The following is an 18,750-nucleotide window of genomic DNA, read 5'->3' on the forward strand; positions in this document are numbered from 1 at the left end:
TCAGGCCAGGCGCGCGGGGAAGCCCCCGGTGGCGATCGGCCCCCAGCGGGTCGGGGTGATGCTGACCAGCGACTTGCCCTGGTCGCGCATCGCCCGGCGGTACTCCTCCCAGTCCGGGTGCTCCCCGGAGATGCAGCGGAAGTACTCCACCAGCGGCTCCACCGCGTCCTCGCCGTCGACGACCTCCGCGGTCCCGTCGACCTGCACCCACTCGTTGCCGAACCCCGGAGACAGCACCACCAGCGAGGCCCGCGGGTCGCGGCGCAGGTTCACCGCCTTGGCGCGGTCGGGGTAGGTCGACACCACGAACCGCGCCTCGCCCTGCGCCCCCGGCAGCGCCGTCGTCACCCCGCACGTGACGGGGGAGGACTGCAGCGACCCGTCGCGGCGGAACGTGGTCAGCACCGCGTCGTGGCGCTCGCGGGCGAAGGCCACCAGGCCGGCCAGGTCGGTGCGGGTGGAGGTCGCGATCGTGCGTGCCATGGTCAGGAACCTAGGGGTGCGACCGCAGATCGGCTCCCGCTACGGTCCGGGTGACGCCCGTCGTGAGCCGCGCCGTCCTCCTGGAGGTCCCGTGTTCCGCAAGGTCCTGGTCGCCAACCGCGGGGAGATCGCCGTCCGCGCCTTCCGCGCCGCCGTGGAGCTGGGCGCCCGCACCGTCGCGGTCTTCCCCCACGAGGACCGCGGCGCCGTCCACCGCATCAAGGCCGACGAGGCCTACCAGATCGGGGAGCGCGGCCACCCCGTGCGGGCCTACCTCGACGTCGACGAGATCATCCGCGTCGCCCGCGAGTCCGGCGCCGACGCGGTCTACCCGGCTACGGCTTCCTCTCGGAGAACCCCCGCCTGGCCCGCGCCTGCGCCGACGCCGGCATCGCCTTCGTCGGCCCGCCGCCGCACGTGCTGGAGCTCGCGGGGAACAAGGTCCGCGCGCTCGCGGCGGCCCGGGAGGCCGGCATCCCCGTGCTGCGCTCCTCATCGCCCTCGGCCGACGTCGACGCACTGGTCGCCGCCGCCGACGGCATCGGCTTCCCCGTCTTCGTCAAGGCCGTCGCCGGGGGCGGGGGCCGCGGCATGCGCCGCGTCGACACCCCCGCCGCGCTTCCGGAGGCCCTGGCCACCGCCATGCGCGAGGCCGAGGGCGCCTTCGGCGACCCCACCGTCTTCCTCGAGCAGGCCGTGCTGCGGCCCCGCCACATCGAGGTGCAGGTCCTCGCCGACGGAACCGCCGGACCCGACGGTCTCGTCCACCTGTTCGAGCGCGACTGCTCCGTGCAGCGGCGCCACCAGAAGGTCATCGAGATCGCCCCCGCCCCAACCTCGACCCCGACCTGCGCGCCGCCATGACCCGCGACGCCCTCGCCTTCGCCCGCTCCCTGGGCTACGTCAACGCCGGCACCGTGGAGTTCCTCGTCGAGACCGCCGGGGAGCGCGCCGGCAGCCACGTCTTCATCGAGATGAACCCCCGCATCCAGGTCGAGCACACCGTCACCGAGGAGGTCACCGACGTCGACCTCGTCCAGGCGCAGATGCGCATCGCCTCCGGGGAGACCCTCGCCGACCTCGGCCTGTCCCAGGACCGCATCGTGCTGCGCGGCGCCGCCCTGCAGTGCCGCGTCACCACCGAGGACCCCGCCAACGGCTTCCGCCCCGACACCGGCACCATCACCGCCTACCGCTCCGCCGCCGGCGCCGGCGTCCGCCTGGACGGCGGCACCATCGACACCGGCGTCGAGATCAGCGCCCACTTCGACTCGATGCTCGTCAAGGTCACCTGCCGCGGCCGCGACTTCCCGACCGCCGTCCGCCGCCAGCGCCGGGCGCTCGCGGAGTTCCGCGTCCGGGGGGTGAGCACCAACATCCCCTTCCTGCAGGCGGTCCTGGACGACCCGGCCTTCACCGCCGGCGACGTGGCGACCTCGTTCATCGAGGAGCGCCCCGAGCTGCTCACCGCCCGCACGCCGGCCGACCGCGGCACCAAGCTGCTGACGTACCTGGCCGACGTCACCGTGCACCGCCCCCACGGGGAGGCGCCGGTCGCGCTCTCCCCGGCGGAGAAGCTGCCCGCCACCGACCTGTCGGCTCCGCCGCCGCCGGGCTCGCGCCAGCGCCTGGCCGAGCTCGGCCCCGCCGGGTGGGCCCGCGCCCTGCGCGCCCAGACCGCGGTCGCCGTCACCGACACCACCTTCCGCGACGCCCACCAGAGCCTGCTGGCCACCCGGGTGCGCACCCGCGACCTCGTCGCCGTCGCCCCGCACGTCGCGCGGGCCACCCCCGGCCTGCTCTCGGTGGAGTGCTGGGGAGGGGCCACCTACGACGTCGCCCTGCGCTTCCTGGGGGAGGACCCCTGGGACCGCCTGGCCGCCCTGCGCGAGGCGATGCCCAACCAGGCGCTGCAGATGCTGCTGCGGGGGCGCAACACCGTCGGGTACACCCCCTACCCCGAGGCCGTGACCCGCGCCTTCGTCGCCGAGGCCGCCGCCACCGGCGTCGACGTCTTCCGGGTCTTCGACGCCCTGAACGACGTCTCCCAGATGCGCCCGGCCATCGACGCCGTCCTGGAGACCGGCACCACCGTCGCCGAGGTGGCGCTGTGCTACACCTCCGACCTGTCCGACCCGTCCGAACACCTGTACACGCTCGACTACTACCTCCGCCTGGCCGAGCAGATCGTCGACGCCGGCGCCCACGTCCTCGCCATCAAGGACATGGCCGGCCTCCTGCGCGCCCCCGCCGCCGCCACCCTGGTGACGGCGCTGCGGGAGCGGTTCGACCTCCCCGTCCACCTCCACACCCACGACACCGCCGGCGGCCAGCTCGCCACCCTGTGGTCCGCCGTCGCCGCAGGCGTCGACGCCGTCGACACCGCCAGCGCCCCCATGGCCGGCACCACCAGCCAGCCCGCCGCCTCCGCCCTGGTCGCCGCCCTGCGCCACACCGAGCGCGACACCGGCCTCGACCTGCGCGCCGTCATGGACCTCGAGCCCTACTGGGAGGCCGTCCGCCGCCTCTACGCCCCCTTCGAGTCCGGCGTCGGCGCCCCCACCGGACGCGTGTACGACCACGAGATCCCCGGCGGCCAGCTCTCCAACCTGCGCCAGCAGGCCATCGCCCTCGGCCTGGGGGAGCGCTTCGAGCAGGTCGAGGCCATGTACCACGCCGCCGACCGCACCCTGGGCCACCTCGTCAAGGTCACCCCCTCCTCCAAGGTCGTCGGAGACCTCGCCCTCCACCTCGTCGCCGTCGGGGACGACGTCGAGCAGACCGCGGCCGCCTTCGCCGAGGACCCCCAGCGCTACGACGTCCCCGACTCCGTCATCGCCTTCCTGTCCGGAGAGCTCGGCGACCCGCCCGGCGGCTGGCCCGAGCCCTTCCGCACCAAGGCCCTCGCCGGACGCCCCGCACGACGCCCCCGCGAGACCCCCCTGTCCGACGCCGACGCCACCGCGCTCGCGGCACCCGGGTCCTCCTCCAGCCGCGAGCGGCAGGGCCTGCTGAACCGCCTGCTCTTCCCCGGCCCGTCCGCCGAGCTCGCCAGCACCCGCGAGGCCCACGGCGACGTCTCCGTGCTCGACACCCGCGACTACCTCTACGGCCTGCGCCGGGGGGTGGAGTCCACGATCCACCTCGGCCGCGGCGTCGCCCTCATCGCCGAGCTCGAGGCGGTGGGGGAGGCCGACGAGAAGGGGGTGCGCACCGTCATGACGGTGCTCAACGGCCAGCTGCGCCCCGTCGCCGTCCGCGACCGCACCCTGGCCGTCGACGTCAAGAGCGCCGAGAAGGCCGACCCGGCCCGCCCCGGCCACGTGGCAGCCCCCTTCGCGGGGGTGGTCACCCTCGTGGTCGCCGAGGGCGACGACGTCGAGGCCGGCGCCACCGTGGCCACCATCGAGGCCATGAAGATGGAGGCGTCCATCACCACCCCCGTCGCCGGCAGGGTCGCCCGCCTCGCGCTGGGGGCCGTGCAGCAGGTGGAGGGCGGCGACCTCGTCGTGGAGGTCACCCCCTCCTGACGCGCCGCGGCCACCTCGCCAGGCGATGAGGTGAGGCTGCCCTCACCCCGGTGGTCGACCCCGGGGTGAGGGCAGGCTAACCTCACGCCCGTGACCGCGACCGCCACACGGCCCCAGCGCCGCCACGGCGAGATCCCCCCCAGCCCCCGCGGCACCCGGGGCCGCCGCACCCTCCTCGTCACCGCCCTGCTCGCCGCCACCGCGCTCGCGGCGGCCGCGAGCCTGCTGCTGGGGTCCGGGACGGTCCCGCTGCGGGCCGTGCTCGCGGCCCTCGCCGACGGCCCGGCCGCCGCGCTGCGCGCCGGTGCGAGCGAGAGCGCCGTCGTGGTGTGGCAGCTGCGGGTGCCCCGCACCGCGCTCGGGCTGCTCGCCGGGGCCGCCCTCGGGGTCGCCGGAGCGCTGATGCAGGGCCACACCCGCAACCCCCTGGCCGACCCGGGCCTGCTCGGCATCACCCACGGCGCCGGCCTGGCCGTCGTCGTGGCCGCCGTCACCCTGGGCTCCGACGGCGTGCTCCCCGCCTCCACCACCGTCACCGCGGCGCTGGTCGGCGCCGCGGGCGGCGCGCTGGTCGTGGTGGGGGTGGCCGCCGGCGGCCGGCGGCTCAACGACCCGCTCACCCTCGTGCTGGCCGGCGCCGCCGTCACGGCGCTGCTCGCCTCGCTGGTGCAGGCGGTGATCCTCGCCGACGCCACCGGTCTGCAGGCCTACCGGTTCTGGGCCGTGGGCTCCCTGGCGGGCGGCACCGGTGACGTCGTCGCCCTCGCCGCACCGGTGGCGCTGGTCGGCCTCGTGCTGGGCCTGGCGGGCGCCCGCTCCCTGGACCTGCTCGCCCTCGGCGACGACCTCGCCCGCGGCGCCGGTCTGAGGGTCGGCCCGGCCCGGCTCCTGGGCGTCACGGCGATCGTGCTGCTCGTCGGCGCAGCCACCGCGGCGTGCGGGCCCGTCGCCTTCGTGGGGCTGGTGGTCCCGCACGTGGCCCGCGCCCTGGTCGGCCCCGTGCACCGCTGGCTGCTGCCGGTCTCCGGCCTGGTCGGGATGGTGCTGGTGCTGCTGGCCGACGTCGTCGGCCGCCTCGTCGCCGCCCCGGCAGAGGTCCCCGTGGGCGTCGTCCTGGCGGTCCTCGGCGGCCCGGCCTTCGTCGCCCTGGTGCGCCGCCGCCGGCTGGTGTCCCTGTGAGCAGTCCTGTGAGCGCCGGCCTGCTCGAGGCGCGGGGCACCCGCGCGGTGCGCGTCGGGCCCGTGTCGGCGCGCCTGCACCTGCGGATGCTCGGCGCCGTCCTCGTCGCCGCCGCCCTGATGCTGCTCGTGGTGGCGGTCGACCTGTCCCGCGGGTCGGCCCAGCTCGGCCTGGGCGACGTCCTCGGGGTGCTGACCGGGGGAGGGGAGGCCGGGGCGCGCTTCGTCGTCACCGAGCTGCGCCTGCCCCGCACCGCCACCGGCGTCGCCGTCGGCGCGCTGCTGGGGCTGTCGGGGCGCTGCTGCAGGCCTTCGCGCGCAACCCCCTGGCCAGCCCCGACATCCTCGGCGTCGACCGCGGCGCCGCCGCCGGCGCGGTGCTCGTGATCCTCGCGGCCACCGCGCTGCCCGCCGCCGCCGGGCCGCTGCAGGCCGTCGGCGTGCCCGTGGCCGCCGGCGCCGGGGCGCTGGCCACCGCCGGGCTCATCTACGCCCTGGCCTGGCGCCACGGCGTGGAGGGCACCCGCCTGGTGCTCATCGGCATCGGCATCGCCGCCGCGCTGCAGGGCCTGATCTCGTTCATGCTCATCGGCGCCCGCCTGGAGTGGGCCGCCGAGGCCGTCCGCTACCTGTCCGGGTCGCTGTCGGGGCGCGGGTACGAGCAGGTCGCCCAGGCCGGCGTCGCCCTCGCCGTCCTGCTGCCGCTCGCGCTGGTCCTCGGCCACCGCCTCGACGCGCTCGTGCTCGGCGACGACTCCGCCCGGGCCCTCGGCGTCGGGCTGCAGCGCAGCCAGCTAGCGGTGCTGCTGGTCTCGGTGGCCGCCGCGGCCGCCGCCGTCGTCGCCTCCGGGCCGATCGGCTTCGTGGCGCTGCTGGTGCCGCAGGTCGCCCTGCGCCTGGCCGGCTCCGCCGCCCGCGGGCGGCCCCCGGTGCTGCTGTCGGCGCTGCTCGGGGCGGCGCTCGTCGTCGCCGCCGACTGCGTCGGGCGCACCGGCCTGTTCTTCGCCCTGTCCACCGAGGTGCCGGTCGGAGTGGTCACCTCCGTGATCGGCGCCCCCTACCTGATGTGGCTGCTCGTGCGCCGCGCCCGCGGAAGGACCGTCTGATGGAGAGCACCAGCCCCACCCCAGAGAACCGGCTGAGCGCCCGCGGGATCCGCCTGGGCTACGGCGACCGGGTCGTGGTCGGCCGCGAGCAGGGCCTGGACCTGCCCGTGCCCGACGGCGCGCTCACCGTCGTCGTCGGCCCCAACGGCTGCGGCAAGTCGACGGTGCTGCGCGCCCTGGGCCGCCTGCTGCGCCCCAGCGCCGGGCAGGTGCTGCTCGACGGCCGCGCCATCGAGTCGATGCCCACCCGCGTCGTCGCCCAGCACCTGGCCCTGCTGCCGCAGAGCCCCACGGCCCCGGAGGGGCTGACCGTGCGCGACCTCGTCGGGCGCGGGCGCCACCCCCACCAGCGGTGGTTCTCCACCGCCTCGGCCGCCGACGACGACGCCGTGGGCCGCGCCCTCGCGCAGGTCGGGCTCACCGACCTGGCCGACCGCGTCGTCGACGAGCTCTCCGGCGGTCAGCGCCAGCGCGCCTGGATCGCCCTGGCCCTGGCGCAGGAGACCGACCTGCTGCTGCTCGACGAGCCCACCACCTTCCTCGACCTGTGCCACCAGCTGGAGGTGCTCGACCTCGTGCACTCCCTGGTGCACCCCCCGCAGACGGGCCCGGGCGGGCGGGCGGGGCGCACCGCCGTCGTCGTCCTGCACGACCTGAACCTCACCGCCCGCTACGCCGACCACGTCGTCGCGGTGCAGGACGGCGCGGTGGTGGCCTCCGGCACCCCCGCCGAGGTCTTCACCGAGGAGCTGCTCGAGCAGGTCTTCTCCGTGCGCGCCCGCGTCCTGGAGGACCCCGTCGCCGGGGGTCCGCTGATCGTCCCGCTCCCCGCCCGGCACGCCGTCGTGCTGCCCTCCCAGCCCACCGACCAGCACACCCACCCGCTGACCGCAGGAGCCACCCGATGAGCCGCCCGACCCCTCGTCCCACCCCCCACCTCGCCTCCCTGCTGGGCTCCCACCTGCCGCCCTCGGGAGCCTCGCGCCGCGCGGTGCTCCTGGCCGGAGCCGGCGGCCTGGCCGGCCTGCTGGCCGCCTGCGGCTCGAACGGCTCCAGCGGCTCGACCGCCGCTGCCACCGACGGCGGGGACGCCGCGTCCTCGGCGCCGGCGGGCCCGTGGAGCTTCACCGACGACCGCGGTGAGACCGTGACCCTGGACGCCGTGCCGCAGCGCATCGTCGGGTACGCCGACGAGGTCAGCGCCCTGTGGGGCTTCGGCATCGCCCCCGTCGGCGTCTGGCACCGCTACCAGCTGGACCAGGACCTCAACTTCGCCGACCGCGACACCTCCGGCGTCACCGTCCTGGGCACCACCTACGGCGAGATCGACCTCGAGGCCCTGGCGGGCCTGGCCCCCGACCTGCTCGTGGTGCCCGGCTACCCCAACGACTCCTCCGGCGAGCTCACCGGCTCCCTGTTCTCCTTCGCCGACCAGGCCCAGCAGGACAGCGCCGCCAAGATCGCCCCCATCGTCGCGATCGCCCAGAAGGGCACCTCCGACCAGGTCGTCGCGCGCAACGCCGAGCTCGCCGAGTCCCTGGGCGCCGACCTCGCCTCCGCGGACCTCGCGCAGGCCGAGGCCGACTGGGAGGCCGCGTGCGAGCGGGTGCGCGCCACCGCCTCCAAGGGCCTGGTCGTGGGCGCCCTCTACGCCACCCCCAGCGACGGCATGTACTGGGCCAAGGCCACCGACGACCCGGGCCTGGCGTTCTACCAGTCCCTGGGCATCACGTTCCTCGAGCTCACCGCCGACCCGAGCGCCTACTACTGGGAGACCGCCTCCTGGGAGAACGCCTCGAAGTACACCCCCGACGTCGTCCTCTACAGCCCCATCGACGCCCTGGACGCCGACGGCCTCAAGGCCCAGCCCACCTTCGCGCCCACCCCGGCCGCGCAGGCCTCCCAGCTCTACCCGTGGTACTTCGGCTCGCAGGACCACGTGCAGCAGGCCCGCGTGCTCAACGCCCTCGCCGACGACCTGGAGAAGGCCAACAAGGTCACCTGACGCTCAGGTGAGCAGGTCCGGGGTGAGGTTCCAGCGCCTCACCCGGGCACGTCGTGCTCGACGTCCAGCACGCACGCCGCGGCGGTGTCGAGCAGCAGCTGCGCACCGGCAGCGGGATCGGCCTCCAGCCAGACCGCGGCCAGGACCCGCAGCAGGTGGCCGTGGGCGACCAGGACGACGTCGCCGCGCTCCAGGTCGGGCCCGACCCGCTCCAGCGCGCGGCCCGCGCGGGCGGCGACGTCGGCCAGCTGCTCCCCGGGCGGCTGCCCCGGGCCCCCGGGGGCCACCCCGTCGCGGAAGACCCGCCAGTCGTCACCGCGCTGCTCGCGGATCTGCGGCGTGGTCAGCCCCTCGTAGGCGCCGTAGTCCCACTCGGCGAGGTCGTCGTCGACGGCGCTGACCTCCAGCCCGGCGAGCTCGGCGGTGCGCAGCGCCCGCTGCCGGGGGCTGGAGAGCACCGCCACCGGGGCGCGCCGCCCAGCAGGTGGCGCAGCAGGGGGCCCGCGGCCCGGGCCTGCTCCTCCCCGGCCCGCGTCAGCGGCACGTCGGTGCTGCCGGTGTGCCGGCCCGTGGCCGACCACTCGGTGGTGCCGTGGCGCAGCAGCAGGAGCCTGCCGGGGTGCGAGGAGGCGGGGGTGCTCGTGGGGCTCACGAGAGGGGACCCTGCCAGGCCCGCCTACGATGCGCTCGGCGCACTGCGCTGACATCTGCTGCCGAGTCAGGAGGACGTGCGTGACCCCGGTGCTCGCCTGGGCCACCGGGGTGCTGGCCCTGGTGGTGACCGTGCTCGCAGGCCTGGCCACCGCCCGCGGCCGCCGCATCGACGACCCCCTGCTCATCGGCGCCGCCGTCCTGGAGCTGGGGCTGCTGGTGCAGGCCGTCATCGGGTTCGTGGCGCTGGCGATGACCGAGCGCGACGTCGACGGCGTCGTGTTCAGCGGCTACCTGCTCACCAGCGTTCTCATCATCCCGCTGGGGGCGTTCTGGGCCGTCGGTGAGAAGTCGCGCTGGGGCACGGGCGTGCTCCTGGTGGCGGCGGCGACCACCGCGATCCTCGTGGTGCGCCTCGAGCAGGTCTGGAGGACCGGTGGCTGACCGTGTGCGGACGAGCGGGGCGACGGGCGCACAGATGCGCCACGGCCCGGGGCGGGTGCTGGTGGCGGTGTACGCCGTCCTGGGCCTGTCGGCGACGGTGCGCGGCGCCTACCAGGTGCTCGCCCACTTCGACGAGGCCCCGCTGGCCTACCTGCTGAGCCTGTTCGCGGGCCTGGTGTACGTGGTGGCGACCGTCGCGCTGGCCCGCTCCACCCCCGCCTCCTGGCGGGTGGCGCTGGCCGCGGTGGGCGTGGAGCTCGTCGGCGTCCTCGCAGTGGGCACCCTCACCGTGCTCGACGCCGCCGACTTCCCCGACGGCACCGTGTGGGGCCACTACGGCCGCGACTACGGCTGGGTGCCGCTGGTGCTGCCGCTGCTCGGGCTGGCGTGGCTGCGGCGCACGCGTCCCGCGACCCGGTGACGCAGCGGGTCCTGCTGGTCGGGTGGTCCAGCGTCGTCCACGGCGAGGCCACCGCGGGTGACGTCCTGAGCATGCGCGCCGTCGAGGGCGCGCTGCGGGCGGCCGGGGTCGCCGTCGACCTCGCCTGGAGCCCGGTGATGGCCGCCGCCCCCGGAGCGGGGGGCCTGGAGCTGGGCAGCGCCGACCCGGGTGGCTACACGCACCTGGTGTGGGCGTGCGGACCGCTGCACGGCCGGTCCGTGCAGGAGGTGGCGCAGCGCTTCACGGGGTGCCGCCGCATCGCGGTGGGGGTCTCGGTGGTCGACGACGCCGACCCCGCCCTGGCCGCCTGGGACCTCGTGCTCCCGCGCGACGCCCCTGGCGCCGCACCGGTGCGCGACCTGGCCGCAGGCCCCGCCGCGGTGCTGACCTCGGGCTGGGACCGGTCACCGTCTGCGCCGGGGGACGAGCCGCGGGGCGGGCCGGTGCTCGGGGTGTGCCTGGCGCCGGGGCAGGCCGAGTACGGAGCCCGCCGCCGCCACGACGCGGTCGGCGAGCACCTGGGGGAGTGGCTCGCCTCGCTCTCCACCTCCTCGACCGCCGAGCGGGTCGGTGCGCGCCTGGCGGTCGACACCCGGCTGGACCCCCGGGGCTGGCGAGACCCGCACACCGCCGCCGAGGTGCTGGTCGCGATGGGGCGCTGCGAGGTGGTGGTGACCTCGCGCCTGCACGGGCTGGTGCTGGCCCTGGCGGCCGGGGTGCCCGCGCTGGCGCTGGACCCGGTGGCCGGCGGGGGCAAGGTCAGCGCCCAGGGCGAGGCCTGGGGGTGGCCGGTGGTGCCCGCCGGTGACCTCCTCGACGGGGCTGTCACTGGCGGGGCTGTCACCGGCGGGGCTGGTGCTGCGCTGCGCGAGGCGCTGGACCGCGGGCTCGCCTGGTGCCTGGGACCGAAGGGGCGGACGGCCGCTGCCCGTGCTGCGGCGCAGGCGCCGCACGCCGGAGCCGACCAGCTCGACGCGCTGGTCACGGCCGTGGTCGGCGGGCACGCCGCCTGACTCCTCGCCCGGCCCCTCGCCCGACTGATAACAGAACCAGGCGGGGGAAGGGCGGACCCCGCACCCGCGGGGAAGGGGCCTCAGCCGGACCAGTCGGCGCTGGGCACGCGCTGGCGCCGGAACACCCAGGTGCGCAGCAGCAGGAACCGCAGCACCGTTCCCACGAGGTTCGCCGCCGTCAGGACGGCGACCTCCACCCCGTGGGAGACCCCGGGCGCCGCGGCGTGCAGCGCCGCCAGGGCCCCGGAGGTCAGCGCCCAGCAGATCCCGAAGACCACCAGCCCCTGGGCCTGGTGGCGCCCCAGGCGGCGGGCGCCGCGCACCCCGAAGGTGAACGCCCGGTTGGCCGCGGTGTTGGCCACCGCCGTCACCAGCAGCGCCGTGAGGTTGGCGGCCTGCCCGCCCAGCGGCTCGCGCAGCACCAGGTACAGCAGCGCGTAGGCCACGGTGGAGGCCACGCCCACGACGCCGAAGCGCAGCACCTGGCTGAGCAGGCCCGCCGGGGTGGTGGGGGAGGGGCGGGTGCGCAGCGCGGCCGCCACGTCGGCCAGGGGGAGCTCACCGCGGGCCAGTGACCCGCCCAGGCGCGCCAGCCCCCGCAGGTCCGCGGCGGCGGTGGCCAGGACGTCGACGCGGGAGTCGGGGTCGTCCACCCAGTCCACCGGCACCTCGTGGATGCGCAGGCCCGCGCGCTCGGCCAGCACCAGCAGCTCGGTGTCGAAGAACCACGCGTCGTCGACCACCAGCGGCAGCAGCGCGTCGGCGACGTCCTTGCGCACGGCCTTGAACCCGCACTGGGCGTCGGAGAAGCCCACGTGCAGCGAGGTGCGCAGCAGCACGTTGTAGCAGCGGGAGATCACCTCGCGGCGCGGCCCGCGCACCACCCTCGAGGCGCGGTGCAGCCGCGTGCCGATCGCGAGGTCGGAGTGCCCAGAGACCAGCGGGGCCACCAGCGGCAGCAGCGCCGCCAGGTCCGTGGACAGGTCCACGTCCATGTAGGCGACCACCTGGGCGCGCGAGGCCGACCACGCGCTGCGCAGCGCCCCGCCGCGGCCCTTGCGGTCCAGGTGGACCACCACCACCCCGGCCTCGGGGCGTCCAGCTCGGTGGCCAGGGCGCGGGCGGTGGCCAGGGTGGTGTCGGTGGAGGCGTTGTCGACCACCGTGATGGTGAAGGAGTACGGCAGGTGGGTGCTCAGGTGGGCGTGCAGGGCGCGCACGCACCCGGGCAGGTCGCGCTCCTCGTTGTAGACCGGGACGACGACGTCCAGGACGGGGGAGAGCACCGGCGTCAGCGACGACGCCTCCGTCGTCGTGCCGACCGGCGTCTCAGGCGGGACCACGCCCCCGAGCGTAGGCGCGCAGGTTCGCCGTGGACAGGTCGCCCAGGCCCGGGTCCTCCAGCGACAGGACGGTCAGGGTGGTGGTGAAGGCCAGGCGCAGCCCGCGGTCGGAGACCGGCAGCCCCGCCGGGCGCAGGGCCCCGGTGCGCAGGTCGGTGGAGGGCCTCACCCGCAGCCACAGCGCGCCGGGATCGGTCCCCTGCAGCAGCGCCGCCAGCACGGCCCGGTCGCGCAGCCAGCCGTTCAGGGCGGTCCGGGCCGGCTCGGGCAGCGCCCACGAGCGCGGGTCCAGCCCGCCGGTGACCCGCAGGTGGGTGCCGGCGACGGCGGCCGCCGGCAGGGAGTGGTCGGCCTGCTGCTCGCGGGCGGCGTCCTGCACCTGCTCCCAGCGGACGGCCTGGTCCACGAGCACCACCGGCTGACCCACCGGCTGACCCACCGGCTGACCCACCGGCTGACCCACCGGGCTGCCGGGGGAAGAGCTGTCAGACCTCCCAGGACTACCGGGACCCCCAGAACGCCCAGGACTGACGGGCTCGTCGCTGAACAGCGGCGGGGTGACCGAGTCACCGTCGATGTGAGATCCACCGGCAGGCCTGCTGTGAGATGTTCTGCTAACCGCGCCTGTGAGATGTGTTGTGAGTTCAGCACCGCGTGAGGAATGAGGGTCAGGGGCGGCTCCCTCTCCGGCTACCTCATCTCGAGCCACGGGCGAGAGGTCACGGAGCCGAGTGATAACAGAATCAGGCGGGGGAGCAGAGCCACCCGTGACATCAGCCAGGGCCAGCTGGGCCATGACGTCCTCTCGCTCGCCGGTGAGGGCCAGCAGGTGGACGTGGGCGCAGAAGCGCGTCCACACCGCCGGGTGCACCGCCAGGGGGCGCCGGTCGGGGTGGGCGGCCACGAGCAGGCGGCGCACGGGGTCGGGGTCGGGCCCGGGAGCCAGCGGGGGAGCCGGCATCCGCAGCACCGGCCCCAGCGCCTCGGTGGTCCCAGCGCCCAGCCCGGCGGAGCGCTCGCCGTGCTGGGCGAGGGCCCGGGCGGCCGAGGCGCGCGCCCGCAGGCCCGGCAGCGAGGCGGGCGGGTCGGCGGTGGCGGCGACGTCGAGCCAGGAGCGCACGTGGTCAGGGGTGAGCATCGCGGCGGGGGAGGACAGGCCTGATGAGTGCGCGAGCAGCTCGCGCAGGGCCCAGGTGCGCTGGCGCTGGGTGGAGGGGCTGGTGGCGCCCAGCGTGGCCAGGTAGCCCTCCACGAAGCGTTCCAGGGCCGGCGATGCGATCGAACCGCCTGGGCCCGGGTCGCTCGAGCCGCCCGGGCACACAAGGCCCCGCGCGGGGTCCCGAGGGGTCGCCCGGTCGGGTGATGTCGTCTCGCTGCGCTCCGCCACGCCACCCATCGTACCGAATCTGATAACAGAACCAGGATCACACCGTCATCTCCGGTCGGCCCCAGAGACCCGCGGGGCGCACGAGTGTCGTTCTGGCCGGGTCTGACCTCGACGTACTGAGGGTCCGGACCGCGTCAGGGTAGGTGGGGGGCCGGGTTCCGTTATCAGTTAGGTAGGTGTCGAGCGGGATACTGGCGGAGCACGAGGGCCACGAGCCGCAGGGGATGCACCCGAGGCCCACCCGAGAACTAGGTGGGCCGGCGCGAGCCGCGGCCCCGGGGCCAGGTGGAGCGAGGCAGGGAGCCACGAGGTGTGCGAGGTGTGCGAGGCGCTGCGGGGCATCACGGGGGCGCCGTGAGCTGGTGATGAGGCGCCGGGCCCGGGTGGGAACGGCGACGGGTACGAGAGATCGGGGCACGGAAGAACGGGTGCCTCGCAGGGCGAGGCACCCCTAGGGTCGCGCCGAGAGCATCCGCACCTATCGCGCCGAGAGCATCGGTCAGCTCGACCGACCCACCGGGCCCGTGCGCGAACGCCTGCTGCGGGAGCAGTCGGCGCACGACGTCTTCGCCTCGGCGTTCACCCCTGAGGGCTGCCTGACGTACGGACCGACGCTCACGCGCTTCACCGTCCGCCACCTGCTGACCGTGGAGGCGCCCTCTGCGGTGGACGCTGACTCCGAAGCAGCACTGGAGGCCGAAGTGCGCGCACTGGCGCTGCTGGAGGAGCTCGAGGTACCGGTCCGCGGTGAGCTGGCGACCTCCCTCACGTGCCTCGAGGACCTGAAGCGCCGCTGACCCCCGTTGACCCCTGCTTCGGGGGAGCGCCCTCGGAGGGGGTCCAGCCCCTTCCGACCCCCTCCTTCCCGGTGCGTAATGACATAACGTCGATTATCGGCGCACTGGGACGGACCCAGGGGAGAAGGTCATCAGGCCAGGCCAGGTGGCGGCCTGCCCGCGTCGACCGTCCTGCCCGTCAGTGGCATCGGTGCCATCGGTGCTCGGGTCGCAGGCTCGCACCGCCTCGTCGCGGGCCTGGGCGGCAGACAGGGTGCGACTCCCCCTGGGCCCAGCGACGCCGCATCAAGGCCGGCCCGGAGCCAGCTCCTGAGCCAGTTCTGTCGACCGCATTCTCCGGTGGTCAGGTGCTCACTGCGCGGTCGAGTCGACGGAGACGGCGGCCGGGTGGCCCAGGGCGCGTGAGCCGACTCGCCGAGATGGGTCACCCACCCAGCGGTGCGGTCGGGTGCGGCCCCGGTGCGCCGGCACCGGGGGACCCGGTCGGTGCGCCCCTCCTCGAGCCGTCGGGCTGTCGGGTCGGTGCAGCACCGGCACCTCCGGTCTCCGCGCCCTGCTCGGGCAGCCTCGCCTCCGTCTCGGCGGCCGGCTCCTCGATCGACTCCCCTGCGCGATCACTTCCCGCAACGCTGCCGTTATCAGGCGGGGGTGTGGGTCGGGACGGTGGTGACCCGCGAGCTCGGCCCTGATGTGAGCTTGAGGCTGGTGGTCGCACCTCACCACCCCTCACCCACTGAACCTCTTCGCCTGTCGCCACCCCTCCTCACGCGTGAGATCGAGACCTCCATATATCACACACTCACACCACGTGAGTTTGGAGGTTGCGTCGATGTGCACAGCACCCCCATCGGTGCGTGTGACATCCAGCGTGACCTCTGGTTGCATGAGCGTGTGAGTTCTGCCCGAGAAGACGACATCGTCAGCTGGGTCGAGGCCGACGGTCGCGTCGCGCTGTCCGACCTGGCCGAGCGGTACGGCGTCTCGGAGATGACGATCCGCCGCGACCTCGACTCCCTCACCGCGGCTGGGCGCCTGCAGCGCGTGCGCGGCGGGGCGGTGCGCCTCCCATCTCCCGGCGACGAGCCGTCAGGGTCCACGGCCGGGCTGGCCAGTGCGCGACCTGCGGGCGATCGCCGCCGAGCTCCGTCGCCGACCGCGCCCGCCGCCCAGACCCCTCCCCCGTCGCCCCCGGCTGATGCTGCCGAGCCGTCGGGGCAGCACGATGAGCCCTCTCCCCCGCCCGGTGCCGTTATCACGCTGTCGCGGGACCATGAGGAGCCTGACCCCTGGGAGGGGGCTGCAGATGCCGCCCTCTCGGTGCTCGGTCCTCTGTTGAGCGCCGGCGGAGGTGCCGTCGTCCTGCTCACCGGAGGCCCGGGGTGCACCACCGTCGCCCGGCGCCTCCGGGCCGCGGTGGCCGCGAGCCCCTCCCCCTCCCCTGCGACCTCCTCCGCCGACCTCGCCGCGGTCACCGCGGTCGTCACGTCCATCGCCCCGGCCTCTGAGCTGGCGGGTGCACCCGGCATCCGGCTCGTGGTGCTGGGGGGCGAGGCCGACCCCGGCAGCGACGAGCTCGTCGGCCCCGCCGCGCTGGCCGCCCTGGACGACCTCCACGTCGACCTCGCCGTGCTGACCCCGTCCGGGCTCGACGTCCGCGGGGGCGTGGGCGCCGACGTCGTCGACCGCTCAGCTCCACGCCGCCGCGGCCCGAGCCGCCGACCGCGTCGTCGCCGTCGTCGGCCCCGGTGCGCTGGGCGTCCCGGGCGCGTGCGCGCCGTCGGTCTCGGAGACCTCGACCGCGTCGTCGCCGTCTCCGGAACGGGTGAGGGTCAGGACGACGTCGCCGCGCGGCTGGGTGCCCTGCGCGCCGGGGCCCCCACGGCGCCGGAGCTCGTCACCGGCTGAGGTGCCCTCTCCCCCGCCCGGTGCCGTTATCAGACGAGCGGCGGGGCGGTACTCCCAGCACGCGCGAGCAGGCCAGCACCACCAGCGCCGCCGCGGCGGCACACACCACCGGCAGCAGCAGCGCGGTGCGTGGTCCCGGCCCCTCGATGAGCGGGCCGGAGGCCGCCGCCCCGAGGGAGACCCCCACCCCGAGCGCCGTCCCCACCCACGCCAGCCCCTCGGTCAGCTGTCGCGGGGCGACGAGCTCGGCGACCAGGGCGTTTGCCGGAGATCAGCGTCGGGGAGATCGCCAGGCCCGACAGGAACAGCGTCGCCGCCAGCACCGGCACGCTTGCCCGCCAGGGCCACCGGTGCGATCAGCACCGCCATCCCCACCGCACCCAGGCGGAACCGGCGCGGCAGGCTCCCCCGCCAGGTCACCGCCCCGAAGGCGACGCCGGCCACCAGGCTGCCCACCGAGTACAGGGCCAGCACCACCCCGGCGGCTCCGGGCACGCCCCGCTCGGCGGTGAAGGCCACCGCGATGACCTCGACGGAGCCGAACACCGCGCCCGTCGCGACGAAGGTGAGCGCCAGCGCACGAAGTCCCGGCACGCGCAGGGCGCCGACCGCGCGGCCCACCCGGGCCCGCAGCCCGGCGGGCGCCCCGCCGCCCGACACCTCAGCCCCCTCAGCCGCCTCCGCCGCCGGGTCGGCCCGGTGCGGCGGCGGCTCGGTCCGGCGCTGCGCCAGCAGCGCCACTCCCCCGGCGACCGTGGAGGCCAGCGCCGCCCCGAGGGCCACCGAGGGCGACACGGCGACGGCGAGCAGCGTGGCCACCGGGGGGCCGACGGTGAAGACGACCTCGTCGAGCACCGACTCCAGGGAGAACGCCGGGTGCAGGTGGCGGGCGCCGTCCGGTCCGCGCAGCGCGTGCGCCCACCGCGCCCTGACCAGCGAGCCCCAGCTGACGAAGGCGGCGCCCGCGAGCGCGGCGGCGAGCCCGAGCAGGAGCAGGTGGGCGCCGGTGGCGGCGATGAGGAGGACGGCGAGGAGGGCGGCGGCGTGGACCGCGAGCGCGGGGAGGGCGACGCGGGCCTGGCCGTGGCGGTCGACGAGGCGGGAGAGCAGGGGTGAGACCAGGGCCTGGGCGAGGGCGTAGGTGGCGGCGACGGCTCCGGCGGCGGCCCAGTCGCGGGTGAGTCCCTGGGCGAGGAGGACCAGGGCGAGGCCGTTCATGGACAGGGGCAGGCGCGCCAGGAGCCCGGCGGCCGCGAAGGCGGGGGCGCCGGGGGTGGCGAGGGCTCCTCGGTAGGGGGTGAGCAGCCCCACGGTCAGCGGTTCATGCGTGGGTCACGGGCGGGTCAGGGAGGTGCCGGGCTCGGTGGCGTCCAGGTCGAGGGGGCGAGGTCGGCGAAGGCGTCGCCGGGTCCGGGGTTGTCGGGGTGGGTGCTGCCCCCGAGGTGGCGCACGACGCCCCAGACGGCGTTGAGGGCGGTGGTGACGGCGCCGTCGGCCCAGCCGGGGGTGAAGGAGATGTCGTCGCCGGCGAGGAAGAGGCCCTGCTCCGCTGGAGGGAGGTCGTCGCGGACGAAGTGGCTGTAGAGGCGGCGCTGGTAGCGGTAGTGGCCGGGGAGGGCTCCGCGGAAGGCGCCCATGAAGTTGGGGTCGGACTCCCAGGAGACGGTGACGGGCTCGCCGACGATGTGGCTGGCGATGTCGACGCCGGGGTAGACCTCCCCCAGGGAGCGGACCATGAGGCGGACGCGCTCGTCGGTGGACAGGCCAGCCACTTCAGGGCGTCGTCGTTCCAGGTGTAGGACAGGCAGATGGTGGCGGGCTCGTCGTCGCCGCCGCCTTCTCCGTCGAGCAGGTAGGTGGCGCGGGTCATGCGGTCGGTTGAGGGTGGTGGACAGGACCCGTCGTCCGGTCACCGGGTCCCTGTCGCGCCAGAAGGGCCTGTCGACCATGACGAAGGTCTTGGACGACTGGGCGTAGTGGGAGCGGTCCATCGCCATCCACGTGGGGTGGTCGAAGAGCTGCTCCTCGGTGTCGATGCGGGCCGAGAGCAGCCAGCTCTGGCAGGTGACGACGACGGCGTCGTGGGTGGCGGAGCGTCCCCAGCGGTCGGTGACGACGACGCCCGAGCTCCCGGAGGTGCCCGCTCCGGCGCGGGCGAGGGCGGCGACCCCGGGGCGGGGGGCTCCTGAGTGCAGGTCGCGCAGGCTCTGCCCGGCGAAGGGGCCGTCGGGCAGGGGGCGGGTCCACAGCCCCACGGGCACCTGCTGGACGCCGCGAGGACGCGGCGGTGGTCCTCGTCGGCGTTGGTGGAGATGACGCGCAGGATCTCCAGGATGGAGTGGGGGAAGTCGGTGTCCCACCCCCGGTGCCGAACCCCACCTGGCCGAAGGCCTCGCGGTGGGCGTAGGGCAGGGCGGCGAAGGCGCCGGAGGCGGCGATGAAGCCGTAGAAGCTCTGCTCGTCGCGG

The 18,750-nt window shown here is 75.7% G+C and carries 12 protein-coding genes and 5 pseudogenes; 11 read left to right on the forward strand and 6 right to left on the reverse strand.

Features of this window, described 5'->3' with window-relative positions; genetic code table 11:
- Window positions 1-483, reverse strand: coding sequence for a PPOX class F420-dependent oxidoreductase (locus F1641_RS14455; protein ID WP_194906707.1), 483 nt, complete (start codon window positions 481-483; stop codon window positions 1-3).
- A 91-nt stretch (window positions 484-574) separates the two neighbouring features.
- Here F1641_RS14455 and F1641_RS14460 point away from each other — a divergent pair.
- From F1641_RS14460 to F1641_RS14480, 5 genes and pseudogenes are all read left to right on the forward strand, one after another.
- Window positions 575-4,013: pseudogene (locus F1641_RS14460) on the forward strand (pyruvate carboxylase).
- A 90-nt stretch (window positions 4,014-4,103) separates the two neighbouring features.
- Window positions 4,104-5,192, forward strand: coding sequence for an iron ABC transporter permease (locus tag F1641_RS14465; protein WP_206691207.1), 1,089 nt, complete (start codon window positions 4,104-4,106; stop codon window positions 5,190-5,192).
- A 119-nt stretch (window positions 5,193-5,311) separates the two neighbouring features.
- A pseudogene (locus F1641_RS14470) lies at window positions 5,312-6,297 on the forward strand (FecCD family ABC transporter permease).
- Window positions 6,297-7,205 (forward strand): ABC transporter ATP-binding protein, encoded by a 909-nt coding sequence (locus F1641_RS14475; protein ID WP_194906708.1) that lies wholly within the window; start codon window positions 6,297-6,299, stop codon window positions 7,203-7,205. The pseudogene F1641_RS14470 and the gene F1641_RS14475 overlap by 1 nt, the downstream one beginning before the upstream one ends.
- Window positions 7,202-8,302, forward strand: a complete 1,101-nt coding sequence (locus F1641_RS14480; protein WP_194906710.1) for an ABC transporter substrate-binding protein — start codon at window positions 7,202-7,204, stop codon at window positions 8,300-8,302. Before F1641_RS14475 ends, F1641_RS14480 begins: the two co-directional genes overlap by 4 nt.
- A gap of 3 nt (window positions 8,303-8,305) precedes the next feature.
- Here the strand turns inward: F1641_RS14480 and F1641_RS23930 are convergent.
- A pseudogene (locus F1641_RS23930) lies at window positions 8,306-8,954 on the reverse strand (histidine phosphatase family protein).
- 80 nt (window positions 8,955-9,034) lie between these two features.
- On the opposite strand from F1641_RS23930, the gene F1641_RS14490 reads away from it, so the two are divergent.
- From F1641_RS14490 to F1641_RS14500, 3 genes are read left to right on the forward strand one after another with little or no spacing between them, the layout of a single operon-like run.
- A complete protein-coding gene (locus tag F1641_RS14490; protein WP_194906712.1) occupies window positions 9,035-9,397 on the forward strand; it encodes a hypothetical protein in 363 nt (120 codons plus the stop codon).
- 34 nt (window positions 9,398-9,431) lie between these two features.
- Window positions 9,432-9,818 (forward strand): hypothetical protein, encoded by a 387-nt coding sequence (locus F1641_RS14495; RefSeq protein WP_194906715.1) that lies wholly within the window; start codon window positions 9,432-9,434, stop codon window positions 9,816-9,818.
- Entirely contained in the window at window positions 9,815-10,852 is a 1,038-nt protein-coding gene (locus F1641_RS14500; protein ID WP_206691209.1) for a polysaccharide pyruvyl transferase family protein, read from the forward strand. The genes F1641_RS14495 and F1641_RS14500 overlap by 4 nt, the downstream gene beginning before the upstream one ends.
- An 80-nt stretch (window positions 10,853-10,932) precedes the next feature.
- On the opposite strand, the pseudogene F1641_RS14505 reads toward F1641_RS14500, so the two are convergent.
- Together F1641_RS14505 and F1641_RS14510 are read right to left on the reverse strand one after the other, a co-directional pair.
- Window positions 10,933-12,146 (reverse strand): annotated as a pseudogene (locus F1641_RS14505) (glycosyltransferase).
- 34 nt (window positions 12,147-12,180) lie between these two features.
- A complete protein-coding gene (locus F1641_RS14510; RefSeq protein WP_194906717.1) occupies window positions 12,181-13,446 on the reverse strand; it encodes a hypothetical protein in 1,266 nt (421 codons plus the stop codon).
- 605 nt (window positions 13,447-14,051) lie between these two features.
- Between F1641_RS14510 and F1641_RS14515 the strand changes: the two genes are divergently transcribed.
- The 3 genes and pseudogenes from F1641_RS14515 to F1641_RS21810 all read left to right on the forward strand — a co-directional run bounded on the left by F1641_RS14515 (window position 14,052) and on the right by F1641_RS21810 (window position 16,283).
- Window positions 14,052-14,378: a DUF6204 family protein gene (locus tag F1641_RS14515; RefSeq protein WP_309225632.1), complete on the forward strand. Its 327-nt coding sequence runs from the start codon at window positions 14,052-14,054 to the stop codon at window positions 14,376-14,378.
- Between the two features lie 891 nt (window positions 14,379-15,269).
- Window positions 15,270-15,428, forward strand: a pseudogene (locus tag F1641_RS23935) (DeoR family transcriptional regulator); the annotation flags it as partial.
- Between the two features lie 282 nt (window positions 15,429-15,710).
- On the forward strand, window positions 15,711-16,283 hold the full coding sequence (locus F1641_RS21810; protein ID WP_255514721.1) for a hypothetical protein: 573 nt from the start codon (window positions 15,711-15,713) through the stop codon (window positions 16,281-16,283).
- A 222-nt stretch (window positions 16,284-16,505) separates the two neighbouring features.
- Here the strand turns inward: F1641_RS21810 and F1641_RS14525 are convergent, their stop codons facing one another.
- Together F1641_RS14525 and F1641_RS21815 are read right to left on the reverse strand one after the other, a co-directional pair.
- A complete protein-coding gene (locus tag F1641_RS14525) occupies window positions 16,506-17,594 on the reverse strand; it encodes an MFS transporter (RefSeq protein WP_194906724.1) in 1,089 nt (362 codons plus the stop codon).
- 32 nt (window positions 17,595-17,626) lie between these two features.
- Window positions 17,627-18,643, reverse strand: a complete 1,017-nt coding sequence (locus tag F1641_RS21815) for an FAD-dependent oxidoreductase (RefSeq protein WP_309225616.1) — start codon at window positions 18,641-18,643, stop codon at window positions 17,627-17,629.
- Between the last annotated feature and the right edge of the window lie 107 nt (window positions 18,644-18,750).

This window comes from Quadrisphaera sp. INWT6 (genome assembly GCF_015390235.1).
GTDB lineage: Bacteria > Actinomycetota > Actinomycetes > Actinomycetales > Quadrisphaeraceae > Quadrisphaera.

Bases quoted from the DNA above. Each gene is read 5' to 3' on its own strand.
- F1641_RS14455 (WP_194906707.1), bottom strand. From the start codon at position 483: ATGGCACGCACGATCGCGACCTCCACCCGCACCGACCTGGCCGGCCTG.
- F1641_RS14475 (WP_194906708.1), top strand. From the start codon at position 6,297: ATGGAGAGCACCAGCCCCACCCCAGAGAACCGGCTGAGCGCCCGCGGG.
- F1641_RS14480 (WP_194906710.1), top strand. From the start codon at position 7,202: ATGAGCCGCCCGACCCCTCGTCCCACCCCCCACCTCGCCTCCCTGCTG.
- F1641_RS14495 (WP_194906715.1), top strand. From the start codon at position 9,432: ATGCGCCACGGCCCGGGGCGGGTGCTGGTGGCGGTGTACGCCGTCCTG.